18 protein-coding genes are annotated in these 19343 nt (G+C 64.2%); 8 read left to right on the forward strand and 10 right to left on the reverse strand.

The features are described from left to right. The first annotated feature begins 95 nt into the window (after nucleotides 1–95). Nucleotides 96–1427, forward strand: coding sequence for an MFS transporter (locus ACQ4WQ_RS21950; protein WP_436499979.1), 1332 nt, complete (start codon nucleotides 96–98; stop codon nucleotides 1425–1427). Nucleotides 1428–1616: 189 nt separating this feature from the next. On the opposite strand, the gene purM is transcribed toward ACQ4WQ_RS21950, so the two are convergent. Then, nucleotides 1617–2660 carry a phosphoribosylformylglycinamidine cyclo-ligase gene (gene purM, locus ACQ4WQ_RS21955; protein ID WP_034788683.1) on the reverse strand — a complete coding sequence of 348 codons (1044 nt, stop codon included), beginning with the start codon at nucleotides 2658–2660 and terminating at the stop codon, nucleotides 1617–1619. 188 nt (nucleotides 2661–2848) lie between these two features. Here purM and ACQ4WQ_RS21960 point away from each other — a divergent pair, with 188 nt between their 5' ends. From ACQ4WQ_RS21960 to panB, 6 genes are all read left to right on the forward strand, one after another. Further along, the gene (locus ACQ4WQ_RS21960; RefSeq protein ID WP_326458754.1) at nucleotides 2849–3931 is read left to right on the forward strand and encodes an AI-2E family transporter; all 1083 of its coding nucleotides are present in this window, start codon (nucleotides 2849–2851) and stop codon (nucleotides 3929–3931) included. A 76-nt stretch (nucleotides 3932–4007) separates the two neighbouring features. After that, entirely contained in the window at nucleotides 4008–4676 is a 669-nt protein-coding gene (hda, locus tag ACQ4WQ_RS21965) for a DnaA regulatory inactivator Hda (protein ID WP_230539092.1), read from the forward strand. After that, nucleotides 4676–5347 (forward strand): histidinol-phosphatase, encoded by a 672-nt coding sequence (locus ACQ4WQ_RS21970; protein WP_436500264.1) that lies wholly within the window; start codon nucleotides 4676–4678, stop codon nucleotides 5345–5347. Before hda ends, ACQ4WQ_RS21970 begins: the two co-directional genes overlap by 1 nt. Then, entirely contained in the window at nucleotides 5340–6713 is a 1374-nt protein-coding gene (gene pcnB / locus ACQ4WQ_RS21975) for a polynucleotide adenylyltransferase PcnB (RefSeq protein WP_436499982.1), read from the forward strand. The genes ACQ4WQ_RS21970 and pcnB overlap by 8 nt, the downstream gene beginning before the upstream one ends. Then, nucleotides 6713–7189, forward strand: coding sequence for a 2-amino-4-hydroxy-6-hydroxymethyldihydropteridine diphosphokinase (gene folK / locus ACQ4WQ_RS21980; protein WP_436499984.1), 477 nt, complete (start codon nucleotides 6713–6715; stop codon nucleotides 7187–7189). The genes pcnB and folK overlap by 1 nt, the downstream gene beginning before the upstream one ends. 108 nt (nucleotides 7190–7297) lie before the next feature. Further along, nucleotides 7298–8173, forward strand: a complete 876-nt coding sequence (panB, locus tag ACQ4WQ_RS21985) for a 3-methyl-2-oxobutanoate hydroxymethyltransferase (RefSeq protein ID WP_436499986.1) — start codon at nucleotides 7298–7300, stop codon at nucleotides 8171–8173. Nucleotides 8174–8285: 112 nt separating this feature from the next. Here panB and ACQ4WQ_RS21990 read toward each other — a convergent pair whose 3' ends face one another. The 7 genes from ACQ4WQ_RS21990 to ACQ4WQ_RS22020 form a co-directional block, all read right to left on the reverse strand. After that, on the reverse strand, nucleotides 8286–9773 hold the full coding sequence (locus tag ACQ4WQ_RS21990; RefSeq protein ID WP_326460043.1) for an aldehyde dehydrogenase: 1488 nt from the start codon (nucleotides 9771–9773) through the stop codon (nucleotides 8286–8288). Nucleotides 9774–9803: 30 nt separating this feature from the next. Further along, nucleotides 9804–10655: an ABC transporter permease gene (locus ACQ4WQ_RS21995; protein WP_436499988.1), complete on the reverse strand. Its 852-nt coding sequence runs from the start codon at nucleotides 10653–10655 to the stop codon at nucleotides 9804–9806. Then, complete coding sequence (locus tag ACQ4WQ_RS22000) at nucleotides 10652–11581, reverse strand: ABC transporter permease subunit (RefSeq protein ID WP_436499990.1); 930 nt, start codon at nucleotides 11579–11581, stop codon at nucleotides 10652–10654. Before ACQ4WQ_RS22000 ends, ACQ4WQ_RS21995 begins: the two co-directional genes overlap by 4 nt. A gap of 7 nt (nucleotides 11582–11588) precedes the next feature. Beyond that, a complete protein-coding gene (locus ACQ4WQ_RS22005) occupies nucleotides 11589–12737 on the reverse strand; it encodes an ABC transporter ATP-binding protein (protein WP_436499992.1) in 1149 nt (382 codons plus the stop codon). Nucleotides 12738–12874: 137 nt separating this feature from the next. Further along, on the reverse strand, nucleotides 12875–14335 hold the full coding sequence (locus tag ACQ4WQ_RS22010) for an aspartate aminotransferase family protein (protein ID WP_436499994.1): 1461 nt from the start codon (nucleotides 14333–14335) through the stop codon (nucleotides 12875–12877). Between the two features lie 10 nt (nucleotides 14336–14345). Continuing rightward, the gene (locus ACQ4WQ_RS22015) at nucleotides 14346–15716 is read right to left on the reverse strand and encodes a glutamine synthetase family protein (RefSeq protein WP_035822563.1); all 1371 of its coding nucleotides are present in this window, start codon (nucleotides 15714–15716) and stop codon (nucleotides 14346–14348) included. A gap of 54 nt (nucleotides 15717–15770) precedes the next feature. After that, nucleotides 15771–16535: a gamma-glutamyl-gamma-aminobutyrate hydrolase family protein gene (locus tag ACQ4WQ_RS22020; RefSeq protein WP_436499996.1), complete on the reverse strand. Its 765-nt coding sequence runs from the start codon at nucleotides 16533–16535 to the stop codon at nucleotides 15771–15773. A gap of 282 nt (nucleotides 16536–16817) precedes the next feature. On the opposite strand from ACQ4WQ_RS22020, the gene ACQ4WQ_RS22025 reads away from it, so the two are divergent. After that, nucleotides 16818–17963: an MFS transporter gene (locus tag ACQ4WQ_RS22025; RefSeq protein ID WP_326456007.1), complete on the forward strand. Its 1146-nt coding sequence runs from the start codon at nucleotides 16818–16820 to the stop codon at nucleotides 17961–17963. Nucleotides 17964–17967: 4 nt separating this feature from the next. Here ACQ4WQ_RS22025 and ACQ4WQ_RS22030 read toward each other — a convergent pair whose 3' ends face one another. Both ACQ4WQ_RS22030 and ACQ4WQ_RS22035 read right to left on the reverse strand, forming a co-directional pair. Next, nucleotides 17968–18750 (reverse strand): hypothetical protein, encoded by a 783-nt coding sequence (locus tag ACQ4WQ_RS22030; RefSeq protein ID WP_436499999.1) that lies wholly within the window; start codon nucleotides 18748–18750, stop codon nucleotides 17968–17970. Then, nucleotides 18747–19313 (reverse strand): sigma-70 family RNA polymerase sigma factor, encoded by a 567-nt coding sequence (locus ACQ4WQ_RS22035; RefSeq protein ID WP_436500001.1) that lies wholly within the window; start codon nucleotides 19311–19313, stop codon nucleotides 18747–18749. The genes ACQ4WQ_RS22030 and ACQ4WQ_RS22035 overlap by 4 nt, the downstream gene beginning before the upstream one ends. Between the last annotated feature and the right edge of the window lie 30 nt (nucleotides 19314–19343).

Raw genomic sequence — 19343 nt, forward strand, 5'->3', positions numbered from 1 at the left:
TGTCAGCGGCGGGCAGACGGCCCCGCCTCCAATGACCCGGCGACAAGCCGGGCATCAGAAAAAAACACATAATCGATATCGATTGGAGACTAGATATGGACAACAATCCCAGCAATCCGAAAAAAGCCCAAGAGCTGCGGAAAGTCGTGATGGCCAGCGTAATCGGCGCCACCATCGAGTGGTACGACTTCTTTTTATACGGCGTCGTCGCCGGCATCGTGTTCAGCAAGCTGTATTTCCCGGGCGGCGATCCGCTCGTCTCGACCATGCTGGCCTACGGCACCTTCGCCGTGGGCTTTCTGTCGCGCCCCATCGGCGGCGTGATCTTCGGCCACTTCGGCGACAAGATCGGCCGCAAGAGCATGCTGGTGATGACCCTGATGATCATGGGCATCTCCACTTTCCTGATCGGCGTGCTGCCGACCTACGACCACATCGGCTACTGGGCGCCGGGCCTGCTGCTGTTCCTGCGCGTGCTGCAAGGTATCGGCCTCGGTGGCGAGTGGGGCGGCGCGGTGCTGATGGCGTACGAATATGCGCCGCCGAAGGAGCGCGGCTTCTATGCCAGCCTGCCGCAGATCGGCCTGGCCATCGGCCTGTGCCTCGCGTCCGGCGTGGTGGCGATCCTGTCGTACACCCTGACGGATGCGCAATTCCTTTCGTGGGGCTGGCGCGTCGCCTTCATCCTGTCGGCCGCCCTCGTCTTCATCGGCATGTGGATACGCCTGAACGTGATGGAAACGCCCGAGTTCCAGGCCGTCAAGGAAAAGAACGCGGAGACGCAGATTCCCTTCTTCGACCTCTTGAAACGCTATCCGGGCAACGTCCTGAAGGGCATGGGCGCGCGCTATATCGACGGTGTGTTCTTCAATATCTTCGGCGTGTTTTCCATCACCTATCTGACCAACACCATCAAGATCGCCCGCACGGAAGCGCTGATGGGCGTGATGGCGTCGGCCGTCGTGATGTGCTTTTGCATCCCCTTCTTCGGCCGCCTGTCGGACCGCATCGGCCGCAGCAAGGTGTTCTTCTGGGGCTCTCTGATCACGGGCGTGTCGGCCATTCCCGCCTTCTGGATCATGCTGCACCACGCCGACAATCCGCTGCTGCTGTGGTGTTCCGTGATCATCCCGCTGGGCGTGCTGTATTCGGCCGTGTACGGCCCGGAAGCGGCCCTGTTCTGCGACCTGTTCGACGCCAAGGTGCGCTACACGGGCATCTCCTTCGTGTACCAGTTCTCCGGCATCTTCGCCAGCGGCCTGACGCCCATCATCGCCACCTACCTGCTCAAGACGGGCAAGGGCGAGCCATGGCACATCGTCGGCTACATCCTGTTCGCCTCCCTCGTCTCGGCCGTCAGCGTGGCCATGATAGGCAAGGGCGGTTCGCAGCCGGACGGCCGCATGAAGCCGGCGCACGCAAGGTAAGCTGGCAACTGGCATAAAAAAAGCAGGCTCTCAAAGAGGCCTGCTTTTTTCTTTTTCATAAATGCCAAAGCGCCTGACAAAACCGTAGCGAGCGCCAGTGATTTGTGGCTAAGAAGCGCAACCGTACTCTAGTACGGTGAGCATCGCAGGCCGCAAAGCGCGGCGCGCAGTAGGTTTGGTCAGGTGCGATCAGATGACGATCGTCTGGTGCTCGTCGCCCACGCGGGCACGGATGGTGCCGATGCGCGAGACGGTTTCGCCGGCCGCTTGCAATTGCGCGATGGCGGCGTCCGCGTTTTCCTGCGAAACGATGACGGTCATGCCGATGCCGCAGTTGAAGACGCGGTGCATCTCGGCGTCAGCCACGCCGCCGTGCTGTTGCAGCCACGTGAACAGCGGCGGCATGGTCCATGCCTTCGAGTCCAGTTCGGCCACCAGGCCAGGCTGCAGAACACGCGGGATGTTTTCCACCAGGCCGCCGCCGGTGATGTGCACCATGCCCTTGACTTCCATGGCATCCATCAGCGCCAGCAGCGGCTTGACGTAGATGCGCGTCGGCTGCATCAGCACGTCGGCCAGCTTACGGCCATGGAAGTCGCCTTCCAGGTCCGGCTTCGCCACTTCGATGATCTTGCGCACCAGCGAGTAACCGTTCGAGTGCACGCCCGACGAAGCCAGGCCCAGCACCACGTCGCCCGGGGCGATCTTGGTGCCGTCGATGATTTTCGATTTTTCCACGGCGCCGACGGCAAAACCTGCCAGGTCGTATTCGCCGGCCGGGTACATGCTCGGCATTTCCGCCGTTTCGCCGCCGATCAGCGCGCAGCCCGCTTGTTCGCAACCCTGGGCGATGCCCTTGATGACGTCGGTGGCAATGGCCACGTCCAGCTTGCCGCAGGCAAAATAGTCGAGGAAGAACAGCGGCTCGGCGCCTTGCACGAGGATGTCGTTGACGCTCATGGCGACGAGGTCGATGCCGACCGTGTCATGGCGGTTCAGTTCGAACGCCAGGCGCAATTTCGTGCCCACGCCGTCGGTGCCCGAGACCAGCACGGGTTCCTTGTACTTCTTGCTGATTTCAAACATGGCGCCAAAACCGCCCAGGCCGCCCATCACGCCTTCGCGCAGGGTGCGCTTGGCAAACGGCTTGATTGCTTCGACTAAAGCGTCGCCTGCGTCGATATCGACGCCAGCGTCACGGTAGGAAAGGGAAACATTAGAAGTCTGGTTCATGGTGTGGTGGCAGCGGAGGCGGTAAAATAGAAGGCGGATACCCGCCGGCACGCGCGCGCAAGCATGTTTTTCAACATCGTGCGGCAGGGCGCCAGCGGGTGAATTCGGTCGATCAAGACGCTATTTTATCAAACTGCCCCGCCATTTCGTAATTAACTGCCTTTTTTTAACGCAACAGCACAAACTACATGCCATTCGCCATCACCGCCGAACAGAAGCAAACAGCATTTTGGATCGCGGTCTGGCTGGCATTCTTGCTGCTGCTCGTCAGCCTGGGCCCCATCCTGACGCCCTTCCTGGCCGCCGCCATCCTCGCCTACGTGCTCAATCCCGGCGTGGACCGCTTGCAGCGCCTGCATTACCGGCGCTTTTACGTTCCCCGTCCGCTGGCCGTGCTGGTCGTCGTAGTGTTGTTTTTCCTCGCCATCACGGCGCTCGTGCTGATCGTCGTGCCCGTATTGCAAAAGGAAATCCCCTTGCTGCAGGCGCAAATCCCGCAATTCCTGAGCAAGGCGAACGAGTTCCTGGCGCCGAAACTGCGCGACCTGGGCATCCGCGTGCGCCTGGACGGCACGGGCATCAAACGCATGCTGAGCCAGCAGATGGCCACCAGCGGCGATGAAATCTGGAGCACGGTACTCGCCTCGGCCCGCATCGGCGGCACGGCCGTGCTGGGCTGGCTGGCCACCGTCGTGCTGATTCCCGTGGTGCTGTTCTACCTGTTGCTGGACTGGCATCCCATGCTGGCGCGCATCGCCGGCGCCGTGCCGCGCCGCTGGGTCGGCCGCACGGTGGGCATGGCGCAGGAAGTCGACACCCTGCTGGCGCAATACCTGCGCGGGCAGTTGCTCGTGATGCTGGTGCTGGCCACGTATTACTCGGTGGCGCTGGCCATCGCCGGTTTTGAAGTCGCATTGCCTGTGGGCATCATCACGGGCTTGCTGGTGTTCATCCCCTACCTGGGCTTCGGCCTGGGCCTGATGCTGGCCCTGATCGCCGCCCTGCTGCAATTTGCCGACTGGAGCGGCGTCATCGCCGTGGCCGTCATCTATGGCTGCGGCCAGGTCATCGAGGGCTTTTTCCTCACGCCGCGCCTGGTGGGCGAGCGCATCGGCCTGAACCCGCTGGCCGTGATCTTCGCCTTATTGGCTTTCGGACAATTGTTCGGTTTCGTCGGCGTTTTGCTCGCTTTACCCGCTTCTGCCGTCCTGATGGTCGCTTTTAAGCATCTAAGACGCCACTACCTCTCCAGCAGCTTCTATAATACCTAGTAAAAGCGGATATCATATCAACCTAGCAATACCACGATGCACATGCAGTAATGAAAAACAGGACAAGGCGTACGCCATGAAACAACTGGTGCTCGATTTAGGCACAGACCAGGCGCACAGCCTCGATACCTTCGAGGTGGGACAGAATGCCGAAGTGGCGCAGCTGATGCGCCAGTTCGCCGCGCGCACTTCGCGCGAACATTTTGCCTACCTGTGGGGCGAACTGGCCGCCGGCAAGAGCCACCTGCTCAAGGCCCTGGCCAGCACCGAGCGCGCGCGCTACATTTCGCCGTTCTCGATCGAGTCCGAATTCGTGTATTCGCCCGACGTGGACCTGTACCTGCTCGACGACTGCGAAAAGCTGTCGCCGCTGGCGCAGATCGATGCCTTTGCCCTGTTCAATGAAATCCGCGCCAACCAGGCCTTCATGGTCTGCAGCGGCGCCGTGCCGCCTGCCGTGCTGCCCGTGCGCGAAGACTTGCGCACGCGCATGGGCTGGGGCCTGATCTACCAGATCCACGGCTTGACGGACGATGAAAAAATCGCTGCCCTGACCCAGGCGGCCACCACCCGCGGCTTGACCTTGTCGCCCGGCGTGTTACCCTATCTGCTGTCCCATTTCCGGCGCGACATGCGTTCGCTGTCGACGATGCTGGACTCTCTCGACCTCTACTCCCTTGAAACCCAACGCCCGATCACCTTGCCATTGTTGCGCGAGTTGCTGCAGGCGGAAGCGAAAGAATGATGAATCTGGCCCTGTTTGACCTCGACCACACCCTGCTGCCCATCGACTCGGATCACGAGTGGGGCGAATTCCTGGTACGCATCGGTGCCGTGGACGCCGCCGAATTCACCCGCCGCAACGACGAATTTTTCGCGCAATACCAGGCCGGCACGCTCGATCCCGTGGAATACCTGGAATTCTCGCTCGGCACCCTGGCGCAATTCCCGCGCGAACGCCTCGAAGCGCTGCACAAGCAGTTCATGGCCGAAGTGGTCTTGCCGGCGATCCGCCCCGAAGTCGTGGCGCTGATCAAGCAGCACCAGGACGCGGGCGACCTGCTGGCCATCGTCACGGCCACCAACCATTTCATCACCAAACCCATCGCCGATGCACTGGGCGTCGAACACCTGCTGGCCGCCATGCCCGAATATGACACTCAAGGCAATGTCACGGGCAAGCTGCTGGGCACGCCCACGCTGGGCGCGGGCAAGCTGACCCACACCCACGCCTGGCTGGAAAAGATGGGCAAGGAACTGGGGCAGTTCGAGCGCAGCTATTTTTACAGCGATTCGCACAACGATATTCCCTTGCTGTCGGTCGTGACCCACCCCGTCGCGACCAATCCCAACACCGCTTTGAGCGCACACGCATCCCTCCACGGCTGGCCATCACTCCACTTATTCAATGATTAAAAAATTCATCCGCAAGATCCTCGGCGTTAAAAAAGAGGCAGCGCGCGACACCACGGCACCCGTCGTGCTCGGTCCCGCGCAACACGGAATCGACCCGAAACTGGTATCGTCGAATGCCATCCGCGTCACCAGCAGCCTGCAGGAAGCGGGCTTCGCGGCCTTCGTCGTCGGCGGCGCCGTGCGCGACCTGCTGCTGGGCGTCAAACCGAAGGACTTCGACATCGCCACCAACGCCACGCCGGAACAGGTCAAGCGCTTGTTCCGCCGCGCCTTCATCATCGGCAAGCGCTTCCAGATCGTGCACGTGATGTTCGGCCAGGATCTGCTGGAAGTGACGACCTTCCGCGGCGCCGGCGCCGACTCGGCCCCCAAGGATGAACACGGCCGCGTCCTGCGCGACAACACCTTCGGTTTGCAGCACGAAGACGCGCTGCGCCGCGACTTCACCATCAACGCCATGTACTACAACCCGGCCACGCAGGAAGTGCTCGATTACCACGGCGGCGTGGAAGACATCCGCGCCAAGACCCTGCGCATGATCGGCAAGCCGGAAGAACGCTACCGCGAAGACCCCGTGCGCATGCTGCGCGTGGTGCGCTTCGCCGCCAAGCTGAAATTCACCATCGAGCCGCACACGGCCGCGCCGATTCCCGTCATGGCGCCGCTGATCAACAACGTGCCGGCGCCGCGCGTGTTCGACGAAATGCTGAAACTCCTGATGAGCGGCCACGCGCTGGCCTGCCTGCAGCAACTGCGCAAGGAAGGCTTGCATCACGGCCTGCTGCCGCTGCTCGACGTGGTGCTGGAACAGCCGCTGGGCGCGAAATTCGTCACCCTGGCGCTGGACGCCACGGACCAGCGCATCGCCGCCGGCAAGACCGTCTCGCCGGGCTTCCTGTTTGCCTCGCTGCTGTGGCACCAGGTGCTGGAAAAATGGACGGCCTACCGCGCCGCCGGCGAGTCGACGATTCCCGCGCTGCACCTGGCGGCCGACGACGTGCTCGATTCGCAGACGGAAAAACTGGCCCTGCAGCGCAAGATCGGTTCCGACATGCGCGACATCTGGTCGATGCAGCCTCGCTTCGAGCGCCGGGTCGGCAAGGCGCCGTACAAACTGCTCGAGCACCTGCGCTTCCGCGCCGGCTACGACTTCCTGCTGCTGCGCTGCGCCTCGGGCGAGATCGACGCGGACATCGGCGAATGGTGGACGGCCTTTTATGAAGGCGACGAGGAAACGCGCGAAGCGCTGCTGGTCAGCGCCAATGCCGCGCCGGGCGCCGTCAAGAAGAAACGCCCGCCGCGCCGCAGCACGCGCAGCAAAACGGGTGGCGGCACTACCACCGGCAGCAGCAGCAGCGGCGAATAATGTCAGTGATTGCTTACATCGGTATCGGGGCGAACCTGGGAGACGCGCGCGCCAACGTGCAGGATGCGATCGCGCGCCTGGCGCGCCTGCCCGGCGCATCCCTCGTGGACGCCTCGGCCAGCTACCGCACGGCGCCCATCGATTCCAGCGGCGACGACTACATCAACGCCGTGGCGCGCATCGCGACCACCTTGCCGGCGGAGGAACTGCTGCAGGCCCTGCACGCCATCGAGGCGGCGCACGGACGCGAACGGCCTTACCGCAATGCCCCGCGCACCCTGGACCTGGACTTGCTGCTGTACGGCGATGCACAGATCGCCAGCGCCACCCTGACGGTACCGCATCCGCGCCTCACCGAGCGGGCCTTCGTGCTGGTGCCGCTGCTGGCCCTGGCGCCGGCCATCGTCGTGCCCGGCCTCGGCCCGGCGCAGAGCTACCTGGCGGGCGTGGCCGACCAGGCGATCAGCCAGCTCTGAGCGCCATGCGGCATTGCTCTACAATGCCGCCCCTGCACGCCGCCATATAAAGTACTACACTAGCGGCGTCGCAATAGCATCACCCCCCATTCACTCTAGAGAATACCTATGTCCGCTTATTTGCAAGGAACAGATCTGGCCGCAAAAGACAAGGCCGCCACACCGACGCCGGCGCCATCCAAGCCTGTCGCCAACAAGGCCGTGACCATCCACACCCTGGCCACGCTGCGCGCCGCCGGCGAAAAGATCACCATGCTGACCTGCTATGACGCCAGCTTCGCGTCGCTGATGGACCGCTGCGGCGTGGAGATCCTGCTGATCGGCGATTCGCTCGGCATGGTCTGCAACGGCCTGAACTCCACCCTGCCCGTCACCGTGGCCGAACTGGCCTACCACACGGCGTCCGTGGCGCGCGGCAGCAAGTCGGCCATGATCCTGTCCGACCTGCCGTTCGGCGCGTACGGCACGCCTGAAACGGCTTACGCCAACGCCGTCATCCTGATGCAGGCAGGCGCGCACATGATCAAGATCGAAGGCGGCGCCTGGCTGGCCGAGACCGTCCGTTTCCTCACCGAGCGCGGCATCCCCATCTGTGCCCACATCGGCCTGACGCCGCAATTCGTGCACCAGCTGGGCGGTTATAAAGTCCAGGGCAAGAGCACGGAAAGCGCCGCCGAACTGAAAAACGACGCGCTGGTGCTGCAAAACGCGGGCGCCGCCATCGTGCTGATGGAAGCCATGCCGTCGCAGCTGGGCAAGGAAGTGACCGACATGCTGACGATCCCCACCATCGGCATCGGCGCCGGTCCCGACTGCTCGGGCCAGGTCCTCGTCATGCACGACATGCTGGGTGTCTTCCCAGGCCGCAAGGCCCGCTTCGTGCGCAACTTCATGGAAGGCGCGGCCAGCATCGATGACGCCGTCACCGGCTATGTGAAGGCCGTCAAGGACGGCAGCTTCCCGGCGCTGGAACACTGCTTCTGATGGTTTGATCGGGGTTCGCGGCTGTTCGCTGAACCCCACAGCTACTACCGGGGTCAGACCCTCAGGGACCCGGCGTCCCCGTCTGACTCCGGCTTAACGCCAACAATTCCCACTACCCCACCTGTATCCACGTCGTCTTCAGCTCCGTGTACTTGTCCAGCGCGTGCAGCGACTTGTCGCGCCCGTTGCCCGACTGCTTGTAGCCGCCGAACGGCACGGTGATGTCGTCGCCGTCGTACTGGTTGACGTGCACGGTGCCGGCACGCAGGGCGCGCGCCGTCTGGATGGCCTTGCTGATGTCCGAAGTCCACACGGCCGCCTGCAAGCCGTAGGGCGTGGCATTGGCCTGTTTGATGGCTTCGGCGATATCCGTAAAGCCCAGCACGGACAAGACGGGGCCGAAGATCTCTTCGCGCGCGATCGTCATGCCGGCGTCCACGCCGAAGATGGTGGGCTGCACGTAGTACCCGCCCGTATCAAGGCGCACGGCCTCGCCGCCGCCGAGCAGCTGCGCGCCTTCGTTCTTGCCAGCCGCGATATAGCCCATCACCGTTTGCATTTGCGTGGCGTCGACGATGGCACCCATGACGGTGGCTTCGTCGAGCGGGTCGCCCGGCTGGAAGCGGGGCAGCATGGCCAGCGCCTTGGCGACAAATTCTTCCTTGATCGATTCTTCCACGAACAGGCGCGAGGGCGCGTTGCAGCTTTCGCCCTGGTTGAAGAAGATGGAGCCGACGGCGGCCGCCACGGCCTTGTCCAGGTCCGGGCAATCGGCGCACACGATGTTGGCGGATTTGCCGCCCAGTTCCGTCCACGCCCGTTTCAGATTCGACTGGCCCGCCATCTGCACGATCAGTTTCCCCGTGCGCGTGGAACCCGTAAAGCCGATGCAATCGACATCCATGTGCAGCGCCAGCGCGGCACCGGCCTCGTTGCCGTAGCCGGGCAGCACGTTGAAGACGCCCGCCGGCACGCCCGCTTCCAGCGCGATGTCGGCCAGGCGCAGGGCCGTCAGCGGCGATTTTTCCGACGGTTTCAAGATCACGCTGTTGCCGGCCGCGAGGGCGGGCGCGATCTTCCAGGCAGCCATGATCATCGGATAATTCCACGGCACGATGGCGGCGACGACGCCCACCGGTTCGCGCGTGATCAGGGCCAGGCTGTTGGCGGGCGTCGGGGCGATTTCATCGTAGACCTTGTCGATCGCCTCGCCATACCAGCGCAGGCAGTTGGCCGTGGCGCCCACGTCCACGCTCTGGCTGTACTTGATCGGTTTACCCATGTCCAGGGTTTCCAGCAGGGCCAGCTCGGGACCGTATTTCTGTACCAGGTCGGCGAACTTGATCAATATCCGCTTGCGCTGCGCCGGCGATTTACCGGCCCAGCGGCGATCGTCAAAGGCGGCGCGCGCGGCCTGCACGGCCGCCTCCACGTCGGCGCCATCGCAGCGGGCCACCTGCCCCAGCAAGCGCCCGTCGATGGGCGACAGATTGTCGAAAGTCTGGCCGGACCTGGCCGCGACCCGCTCACCGTTGATGAAGGCGCGGCCATCGATCTTGATCTCTGCGGCCCGTGCGTGCCAGCTGGTGTTTTCCGTCATGGTCGTCTCCTGTGTCAGTTTACAAGCAGCTTACTCCTGGTCCGCCGAATACGCCGCGGACATCTGCTTGCGGCGTCTGCGGTCGGCGCGCGCCAGCATCACGGCATATGCGATCACGGCGAGCGTCACGACGAGGATGGTCAGCGCGGCGATGGCATTGACGCGCGGATCGAGCCCCAGGCGCGCGCGCGAGAAGATCACCAGCGGCATCGTCGTCGAACCGGGGCCGGACAGGAAGGCCGACAGCACCACGTCGTCGAGCGACAGGGTAAACGTCAGCAGCCAGGCCGAGGCCAGCGCTTGCGTGATGTTCGGCAGGGTCACGAGAAAGAACACCTGGTGCGCGCGGCAGCCCAGATCCATGGCCGCTTCCGCCAGCGACTTGCTCATTTCCTGCAGGCGCGACTGCACCACCACGGCCGCATACGCCATGCCCAGCAGGGTGTGACCGAGCCAGATGGTCAGCACGCCCCGCTCGGGGAAGCCGAAGACCTTTTGCATGGACACCAGCATCAGCAGCAGGGACAGGCCGATGATCACTTCGGGCATCACCAACGGCGCGCTGACCATGGCGGAAAACACCGTGCGGCCGCGGAAGCGCTGGTAGCTGGTCAAGGCAAAGGCGGCAAACGTGCCGAGGATGACGGAAGACGTCGCCGACATGAAGGCGATTTTTAATGACAGGCCGAAGCCCGAGATGATTTCCGCATCGCTCATCAACTCGCTGTACCAGCGCAGCGAAAAGCCGCTCCACACCATGTCCTGGCGCGAGCTGTTGAACGAGAAGACGATCAGCACGATGATGGGCAGGTAGAGGAACAAATAGCCCAGCGAGAGCCAGCCGCGCCCGAACCAGCGCTGCAGGAAGGTACGTCCGTTCATGTGCGCTCCTCCGCGTCCTGGTCGGTCTTGTATTTGTTAAAAATGGCCATTGGCACGAGGATCAGCAGGATCACCAGCACCGTCACCGACGAAGCCATGGCCCAGTCGTTATTGGTGAAATACTCATCCCACAGCACGCGGCCGATCATCAGGGTTTCCGGGCCGCCCAGCAGCTCGGGAATCACGTATTCGCCCACGGACGGAATGAACACCAGCATGGCGCCGGCGATGATGCCCGACTTCGACAGGGGCACGGTGATGCGCCAGAACGCCTGCAAGGGCGTGGCGCCCAGGTCGGCCGCCGCTTCCAGATAGCGCACGTCCATTTTCACCAGGTTCGCGTACAGGGGCAGGATCATGAACGGCAGATAGGCATACACCATGCCGACGACCAGCGAGAACGAGGTATTCATCATGTGCAGCGGTTCCTGCACCATGCCCAGCGCGAGCAGCAGGTCGTTGAGCAAGCCGTGATTGGCCAGGATGCCCTTCCACGCATACACGCGCAGCAAGAACGAAGTCCAGAACGGCAGCATCACCAGCATCATCAGCACGGGGCGGATAGCCGGCCTGGCGCGCGCCATGAAGTAGGCGAACGGGTAGCCGATGAACAGGCAAATGGCCGTGGTGATGGCTGCGTACTTGATGGAACTGAGGTAGGTGAGCAGATACAGTTCATCGGCGGCGATGAACAGGTAGTTGGCGATTTTCACCTTCAGCACGACGATGCCGTCGACATACGACAGCAGGCCGCCGAACGGGCTGCCCGCCGTGTCCATGTCGGACAGGCTGATGCGCAGCACGATCAGGAACGGTATTAAAAAGGCGGCCGTCAGGAACAGCGCGGGCACGGCGATGACGGCGTTGCGCCCAGTGACCCAACGCAGGGTGACGAGCTTGCGCAGCGATTGCAGAATGGACGTCATGATGGCCTCAGCTGGTCAGCACGACGATGTCGGCGCCATCCCACCACACCCACACGCGCTGTTCGCGCTCAAGGCGCGCGGCGTCGTGGCGGGCCGCGTTGGTGCGCGAGACTTTCACCACCGTGCCGCTGTCGAGGCGCACGTGGTAGCTCGTTTCATTGCCAAAATACGCCATGGCGACGATCACGCCCTGGGCGCAGTTATAGCCGTGTTCCGCTGGGGCAGCCCGCTCTTCCAAAGCGGGCGGCGCGATCTGGATGCCGATCTTTTCGGGGCGCACGGCCACCGAGACATCCATGCCCAGATTGCCCGTGATGCCATGCGCGACATAGTGGCGGCCGTCGGGCGTGTCGATGATCACGTGATCGGGTTCGTCTTCCGTGATGCGGCCATCGAACAGGTTGACGCTGCCGATGAAGTCGGCGACGAAGCGGCAATTCGGCGTCTCGTAGATTTCACCGGGCGCGCCCACCTGCAGGATGCGCCCTTCGCTCATGACGGCGATGCGCGTGGCCATGCTCATGGCCTCGTCCTGGTCGTGCGTGACCATCACGCACGTCACGCCCACCTGCTCGATGATGTTGACCAGTTCCATCTGCGTGCGTTCGCGCAGTTTTTTATCCAGCGCGCCCAGCGGCTCGTCGAGCAGCAGCAATTGCGGACGCTTGGCCAGGCTGCGCGCCAGCGCCACGCGCTGCTGCTGGCCGCCCGATAGCTGGTGCGGCTTGCGCTTCGCGTATTGGCCCAGCTGCACCAGCGCCAGCATCTGCTCGACCCGCGCCGCCACTTCCGCTTTCGGCAAGCCGTCGCGGCGCAGGCCGAAGGCGATGTTGTCCCACACGGACAGGTGGGGGAACAGCGCGTACGACTGGAACATCATGTTGATGGGCCGCTGGTGCGGCGGCACGTCGACGATGCTGCTGCCCGCCAGCACGATGCGCCCCGAGGTCGGCGTCTCGAAACCGGCCAGCATGCGCAGCAGGGTCGACTTGCCGCAACCTGAACTGCCCAGCAGGGCGAAGATCTCACCCTTGTTGATCGTCACGGAAATACCATCGACGGCGCGCACGCCATCGAATTCCTTGACCAGCTGATCAATCAGCAAGAAAGGCGCTTGGGCGTCGCTGGCCGACGCGGCAGGTGTTGCTATCGTCATGTGTGGGTAGCTTCTGGGTAAGAGGGTGTCAAAATGAAAAACTGGCCACTACAAGAGCGGCCAGGATGGAAGTTTAGCGGAACTGCCGCCATTGCGGTCCAAAAAATACGCAGATGGCGGCAAAATGGGGCAAAAACCTACATCCAGCCCTTCGCCTTCACCTCGTCATACGTCTTGTCCAGGCACAGCCGTATCAGCGCCACCATCTCATCGATCTGCGCGCGCGTCATGACCAGGGGCGGGGCGACGATCATGCGTTCGCCCACGGCGCGCATGATGACGCCGTTGTCGAACATGTGGCCGCGGCAGATCATGCCCACGCCCTGGTCCTCGTCGAACAGCTCGTTGTCGTGCACGGTGGCGCCCTTTTTACGCACCAGGTTCAGGCCCGCGACGAGGCCGCAGCTGTCCGCATAGCCGACCAGCGGATGCTCGCCCAGGCTGGCGAAGCACTGCTTCAGGTACGGTCCCGTATCGTCGGCCACCTTCGCCACCAGCTGCTCTTCCTCGATGATGCGGATGTTTTCCAGCGCGGCCGCACAGGCCACGGGGTGGCCCGAATACGTGAAACCGTGCGTGAATTCGCCGCCCTGCTCGATCAGCACCTTGGCCACCCTGTCGCCCACCAGCACGCCGCCCAGCGGCACATAGCCCGAGGTGACGCCCTTGGCGAACGTGATCAGGTCGGGCTTGATGCCGAACAGCTCGGAGCCGAACCAGCGCCCCAGCCGGCCGAAGCCGCAGATGACTTCATCGGCGATCAGCAAGATGCCGTACTTGTCGCAGATGCGCTGGATTTCGGGCCAGTACGTCGATGGCGGGATGATGACGCCGCCCGCGCCCTGCACCGGCTCGCCGATGAAGGCGGCCACCTTGTCGGCGCCGATTTCCAGGATCTTGTCTTCCAGCCAGCCGGCCGCCTTCAAGCCGAAGGCTTCCGGAGACAAGCCGTGGCCCGATTCCAGGTAATTGGGCTGGCCGATATGCGCGATGCCCGGTATCGGCAAGCCGCCCTGCGCATGCATGCCGTCCATGCCGCCCAGCGATGCTCCCGCCACCGTGCTGCCGTGATAGGCGTTATGGCGGCTGATGATGGTGTGGCGCTCCTTGTAGCCGAGGATATCCCAGTAGCGGCGCACCATGCGCAAATTCGTGTCGTTGCCTTCCGAGCCGGAACTGGTGAAGAACACGTGCTGGAACTGCGGCGGCGATATCTGCGCCAGCTTGGCCGCCAGCTGCGCGGCCGGCACGTTCGTCGTGCCAAAGAAGCTGTTATAGAAGGGCAGCGTCTCCATCTGCCTGTACACGGCTTGCGAAATCGACGTGCGGCCATAGCCCACGTTGACGCACCACAGGCCCGACATGCCGTCGACGATCTTCTTGCCCTGGCTATCCCACAGGTAGACGCCGTCGCCGCGCACGATCACGCGCGCGCCCTTGCTTGCCAGGTCCTGGAAGTCGGTGAACGGATGCAGGTAGTGGGCCGAATCCATCTGCTGGATGGCGGCCGTGTCGTACACCTGCGGCGCCGCGTTCTTTTGCGCCACGGACGATACAAAAGCGGCGCTCGGCGCCAGCGGATTGTTGGATGTGCTCATAGGTGATCCTTTATACGTGCAGTAAGAGATGCTCGCGCTCCCACGGACTGATGACGGTCATGAATTCCTGGTGCTCCAGGTCCTTGATGGCCGCATACACGTCGATGAAGCGCTCGCCCAGCACCGTGCGCAGCTTGTCTTCCGCGCGCAGCAGCTGCAGGGCCTCGGGCAAGCCTTGCGGCAGCTCGAATTTCATGTCGTAGGCGCTGCCCACCATCATCGGCGTCGCTTCCAGCTGTTCCGTCATGCCGAGATAGCCGCAGGCCAGGGTGACGGCCAGGGCCAGGTAGGGATTCGCGTCGGCGCCGATGATGCGGTTTTCCACGCGGCGGTCCTGCACGCCCGACTCGGGGACGCGGAAGCCCACCGTGCGGTTGTCCAGGCCCCACTGGATGTTGATCGGCGCGGCAGTGTGGCGCACGATGCGGCGGTAGGAGTTCACGTAGGGCGCGACGATGGCCATGGCCGACGGCATGTAGCGCTGCAGGCCCGCGATGTAATGCTTGAAGATGGGCGCGGCCGAACCGTCCTCGTTGCTGAAGATATTCAGGCCCGTCTTCGCATCGACGACGCTCTGGTGCACGTGCATGGCGGAACCCGGCTCGCCCGCCATGGGCTTGGCCATGAAGGTGGCGTACATATCGTGTTTTAACGCCGCTTCGCGCAGGGTGCGCTTGAAGAAGAAGACCTTGTCGGCCAGGCCCAGCGGATCGCCGTGCAGGAAGTTGATTTCCATCTGTCCCGCGCCGATTTCGTGGATCAGCGTATCGACGTCAAGGTTCATCAGTTCGCAGTAATCGTAGATATCCTCGAACAGCGGGTCGAATTCGTTGACGGCGTCGATGCTGTACACCTGGCGGCTCGTCTCGGCCCGGCCGCTGCGCCCGATGGGCGGTTTCAATGGCAAGTCGGGGTCCGTGTTTTTCGCCGTCAGGTAGAACTCCAGCTCCGGCGCCACCACGGGTTTCCAGCCCTTGTCCGCATACAGTTTCAGCACGCGCCGCAGCACGGAGCGGGGAGCAAAATCGACCAGCGCGCCATCGGCAAAATAGCAGTCGTGGATGACTTGCGCGGTGGGGTCGGTAGCCCACGGTACCATGGTGATGGTGGTGGGATCGGCCTTTAAAATCATGTCGCGGTCGGTGCTGGAAATGGCGCGGTCGTAGCCGCCATCATCGACCGGGTAATTGCCCGTCACCGTCATGCCCAGTACCGCTTCCGGGATGCGCATGCCGCGCTCCTGGGTGAATTTCCCGCGCGGCAGGATCTTCCCCCGCGCCACGCCCGTCAAGTCGGGTACCAGGCATTCGATTTCCGTGACGCGCTTTTCATTGAGCCACAAATCCATATCCGTATAGGTGAAATTTTCGCGTATTGCCATGTTTCCCTCTCGCTGGTCTTGATCAAGCACCGCGTACTGCGGGCGGTGCGCCTGTCATTCTGTCTTTCTGTGCTGCTCCTGGTAGTCGCGGCAAGCCTGGCCGAAGGCGCCGAACAGCCGCATGGACTGCGGATTGTCCTCGACCTGCCATTCCGGGTGCCATTGCACGGCCAGCGCAAAGCCGGCGGCGCTGGCCACCGTGTACGCTTCCACCAGGCCGTCGTCGGCCAGCGCTTCCACCAGCAAGCCATCGGCCAGCCGGGCGATGCCCTGGCCATGCAGGGAATTGACCATCATTTCGCTCTCGCCGCCCAGCAACCGTGACAGCACGCCGTCGGGCATCAGCTTGATGCGGTGCGCGGGCGCATACTGGCGCGCCAGCGGATCGAGCACGTTCTCGCGGTGGTCCTGCATGCCAGGCACCGCCTGCACGGCCTGGTGCAGGCTGCCGCCCAGGGCCACGTTGACTTCCTGGAAGCCGCGGCAGATGGCCAGCAGCGGCAACTGCGACGCCAGTGCGGCGCGGATCAGAGGCAAGGTGGTGGCGTCGCGCGCGGGGTCCTGCGGCAGGTCCGGATGCAGGATCTCTTCGCCATACAGGCGCGCGTCGACGTTCGAGGCGGAACCGGTCAGCATGACGCCGTCGGCGATCCGCAGCGCCGCTTCCATGTCCACATCGGCGCCCAGGGCGGGCAACAGCAGCGGCATGCAGCCGGCGCCGCGCAGCACGGCGTGCAGGTATTTATCCTGCGCCATGTGCCAGGCGTGGCTGCCCAGCTGGCGCTGGCAGGCGGGAACGAGAACGATGGGATGGCGCATGGTGCTACCTCGCTGGCGTGACGATCCAATGACAGCGCCATGACAGCGCTGCCGCTCGCTTCACTGTACAGCAGAGCCGGTAGAGTCGGCCACACCGATGGACGTGGCCACTGGCGGCGCACATCGCCTACACTACGGCTTTGCAATATTGCCTTTATTAAAATCATCATATGCCCGTCCGGCGCCAAACACCAGCGCCGCGGGCACAGTTCCCTACTTTCCCATGCATCCACACCGTTTTCCCGCCCTCCCGAACACCTTTTCCACCGTGCGGGGGCAGCCATGAAGCACATGCCGTGGCGCGACTTCTTCGCCCTCGTGGTCAGCATCGGCGTGGTCGGCCTGGGCCTGGGCGCCACCATGCCGCTCACCGCCCTGACCCTGCACCAGCGCGGCGTGGGCACGGACATCATCGGCATGATCACGGCCGTCAGCGCCCTCGGCATCCTGGCCGCCTCGCCGTTCGTCTCGGGCTGGGTGGGGCGTTTCGGCGCGCGCGCCACCATGCTGGGCGCCGTCTGGGTGGCATCGCTGGCGACGATCGCCATGCAGTTCAGCGACCACCTGCTGGCGTGGAGCGTGCTGCGTTTCCTGTTCGGTGGTGCCATGGGCGTGCTGTTTACCATCGGCGAAGCATGGGTCAACCGCCTGGCGCCCGACAATTCGCGCGGCCGCGTGGTGGCCATGTACACCACCAGTTTTACCTTCTTCCAGCTGATCGGCCCCGCCCTCGTAGCCCTCTTCAACGACAAGATTGCGTGGAGCTTCGCCGCCTGCGGCCTGCTGTTTTTGCTGGCCGTGCCGGGCCTGATGCTGATCTCGAACAGCGGCCCGGAAAAGGAGCCGGAAGAACACGGCGTGAAGTGGACCCTGATCCTGCCGCGCATGCCGATGATCGTGCTGGGAGCCGCCTTCTTCGCCCTGTTCGACACCCTGGCATTGAGCTTGCTGCCACTGTATGCGATGGAGCACGGCGTCGGCACGGACCTGGCCCTGCTGTCGGCCACCGTGGTGCTGGTGGGCGATACGGGCCTGCAATTTGCGCTGGGCTGGATGGCCGACCGCTTCGGTCGCGCCAGGGTCCACGCGGGCTGCGGCGTGGCCGTCTGCCTGCTGCTGCCGTTGCTGCCGTTCGCCGTCGGCACGCCGTGGCTGTGGTGGACCTTGCTGCTGTTGCTGGGCGCGGCGGCGGGCGGCATCTACATGCTGGCCCTGGTCGCCTGCGGCGAGCGGTTTACGGGGCTGTCGCTGACCAGCGCCAGCGCCATCGTCAATGCCACCTGGGGCGTGACCAGCGGCGGCGGCCCCCTGCTGACGGGCGTGCTGATGCAATCGGCGGGCGTAAACGCCCTGCCGGCCGTGATGTGGGTATGCGCCGCCATTTTCGTGGGCAGCGCCGTGTGGGAACGCAGGAAGGGGATCGTGTAATGCGCTACTTTTTTTCCAACCGCTGCCGCAGCTCTTCGGCCACCGGGTAGTCGGGATACGCCTGCCTGAATGCGGCCCACTCCTCGTGCGCCAGCGCGCCCTCGCCCGCCTTGAGCAGGGCGTCGATCTTCACCAGCCACACGGAAGCGTCGAGCTTTGCCGGCGGCGGCAGCGGCGCGGAGCGGGCCGCCACGGGAGCGGGCATGGCCAGCGCGCGCTGCACGGGCGCCTGGCGCTGCATGCCGGCCTCGGCCTGCATGGCGGCTTGCTGCTCCATTGCCGCGGCAGGCGCCGGCGGAGGCGGCGGCGCAGGTGGAGCCACGGGTACTGACACATGTGCTGGTACTGGCTCGGCGTGCGCCGGCGACCTCGGTGCCGCCTTGGCCATGGCGCGCGGTGTCGGCGGCGGCGCGGACTCAGTCGCAGGTGCAGCGGCCGGTGCGGCTTCCCGCATCACCTCCTGCGTGACCGGTTCCCCGACCACGGGAAACTGCGCCGGCTTCGAGCCGAACCAGTCCACGCCGATCAGGTTTACCGTCAGCAGCACGGCAGCGGCCAGCCCCAGCGGAACGCGCCAGCGCTGCAGGTAGTCCGGTGATTTCTTGGCCGGCGGAGTGCGCAGCACGCCATCGGCACTGTCGTTGGCGGCCGCCGGCTGATGCAAAGCTTTTTCCGCGTCGGCCAGGATGGCCGCATCGAGCGCGCTGGAAGGCGCCGGCTGCGGCAGGCTGGCCAGCAGCGCGTTCAATTCCTCATCATTCGGTTCGTCGTGATCGTGCGTATTCATGCCTGTCCTCCCGCGCCAGCGGCGCTGTCCAAGCCCGCGCGCAATTTCTGCATGGCGTAGCGCAGCCGGCTCTTGACGGTTTCCGCTTCCGCCCCCGTCACCGCGGCGATCTCGAGGATGCTCATGCCGCTGAACTGCTGCAGCACCAGCGCCTCCTTTTGCTCCACCGGCAGCGCGGCGATGGCCGCATGCAGCCGCGCGTGCTGCTGTTTCTGCTCCAGCGACTGCGGCGGCGAGGCGCCCTCGTCCGCCAGTTCGCCCGCGTCGCCGTGGTCCTGTCCTTCCCGCTGGCGCAGGAGGTCGATCAGGCGGTTGCGCGCGATCTGGTACAGATAGGTGCGAAACGCCGCCTGCGGCTGGTAGCCGGCCCGCGCCGCATGCAGGCTGGCCCACGCATCCTGCACGATCTCGTCCACCCACGCGCGGCGCGGCGAACGCCAGGCCACGAAACGGTACAGGCCCTGGCTGTGGCGCCGGTACAGCTCGCGAAACGACGGCAGGTCGCCGGCGCTGTAGCGCAGCATCAGGTCTTCATCCGTCGCGGTCAATAAAGTGTCGGGCATGCGGACCAGTGTAGCCGAACTACGCGGCAG

The organism is Janthinobacterium goodfellowi (assembly GCF_051380695.1).
Lineage (GTDB): Bacteria > Pseudomonadota > Gammaproteobacteria > Burkholderiales > Burkholderiaceae_D > Janthinobacterium.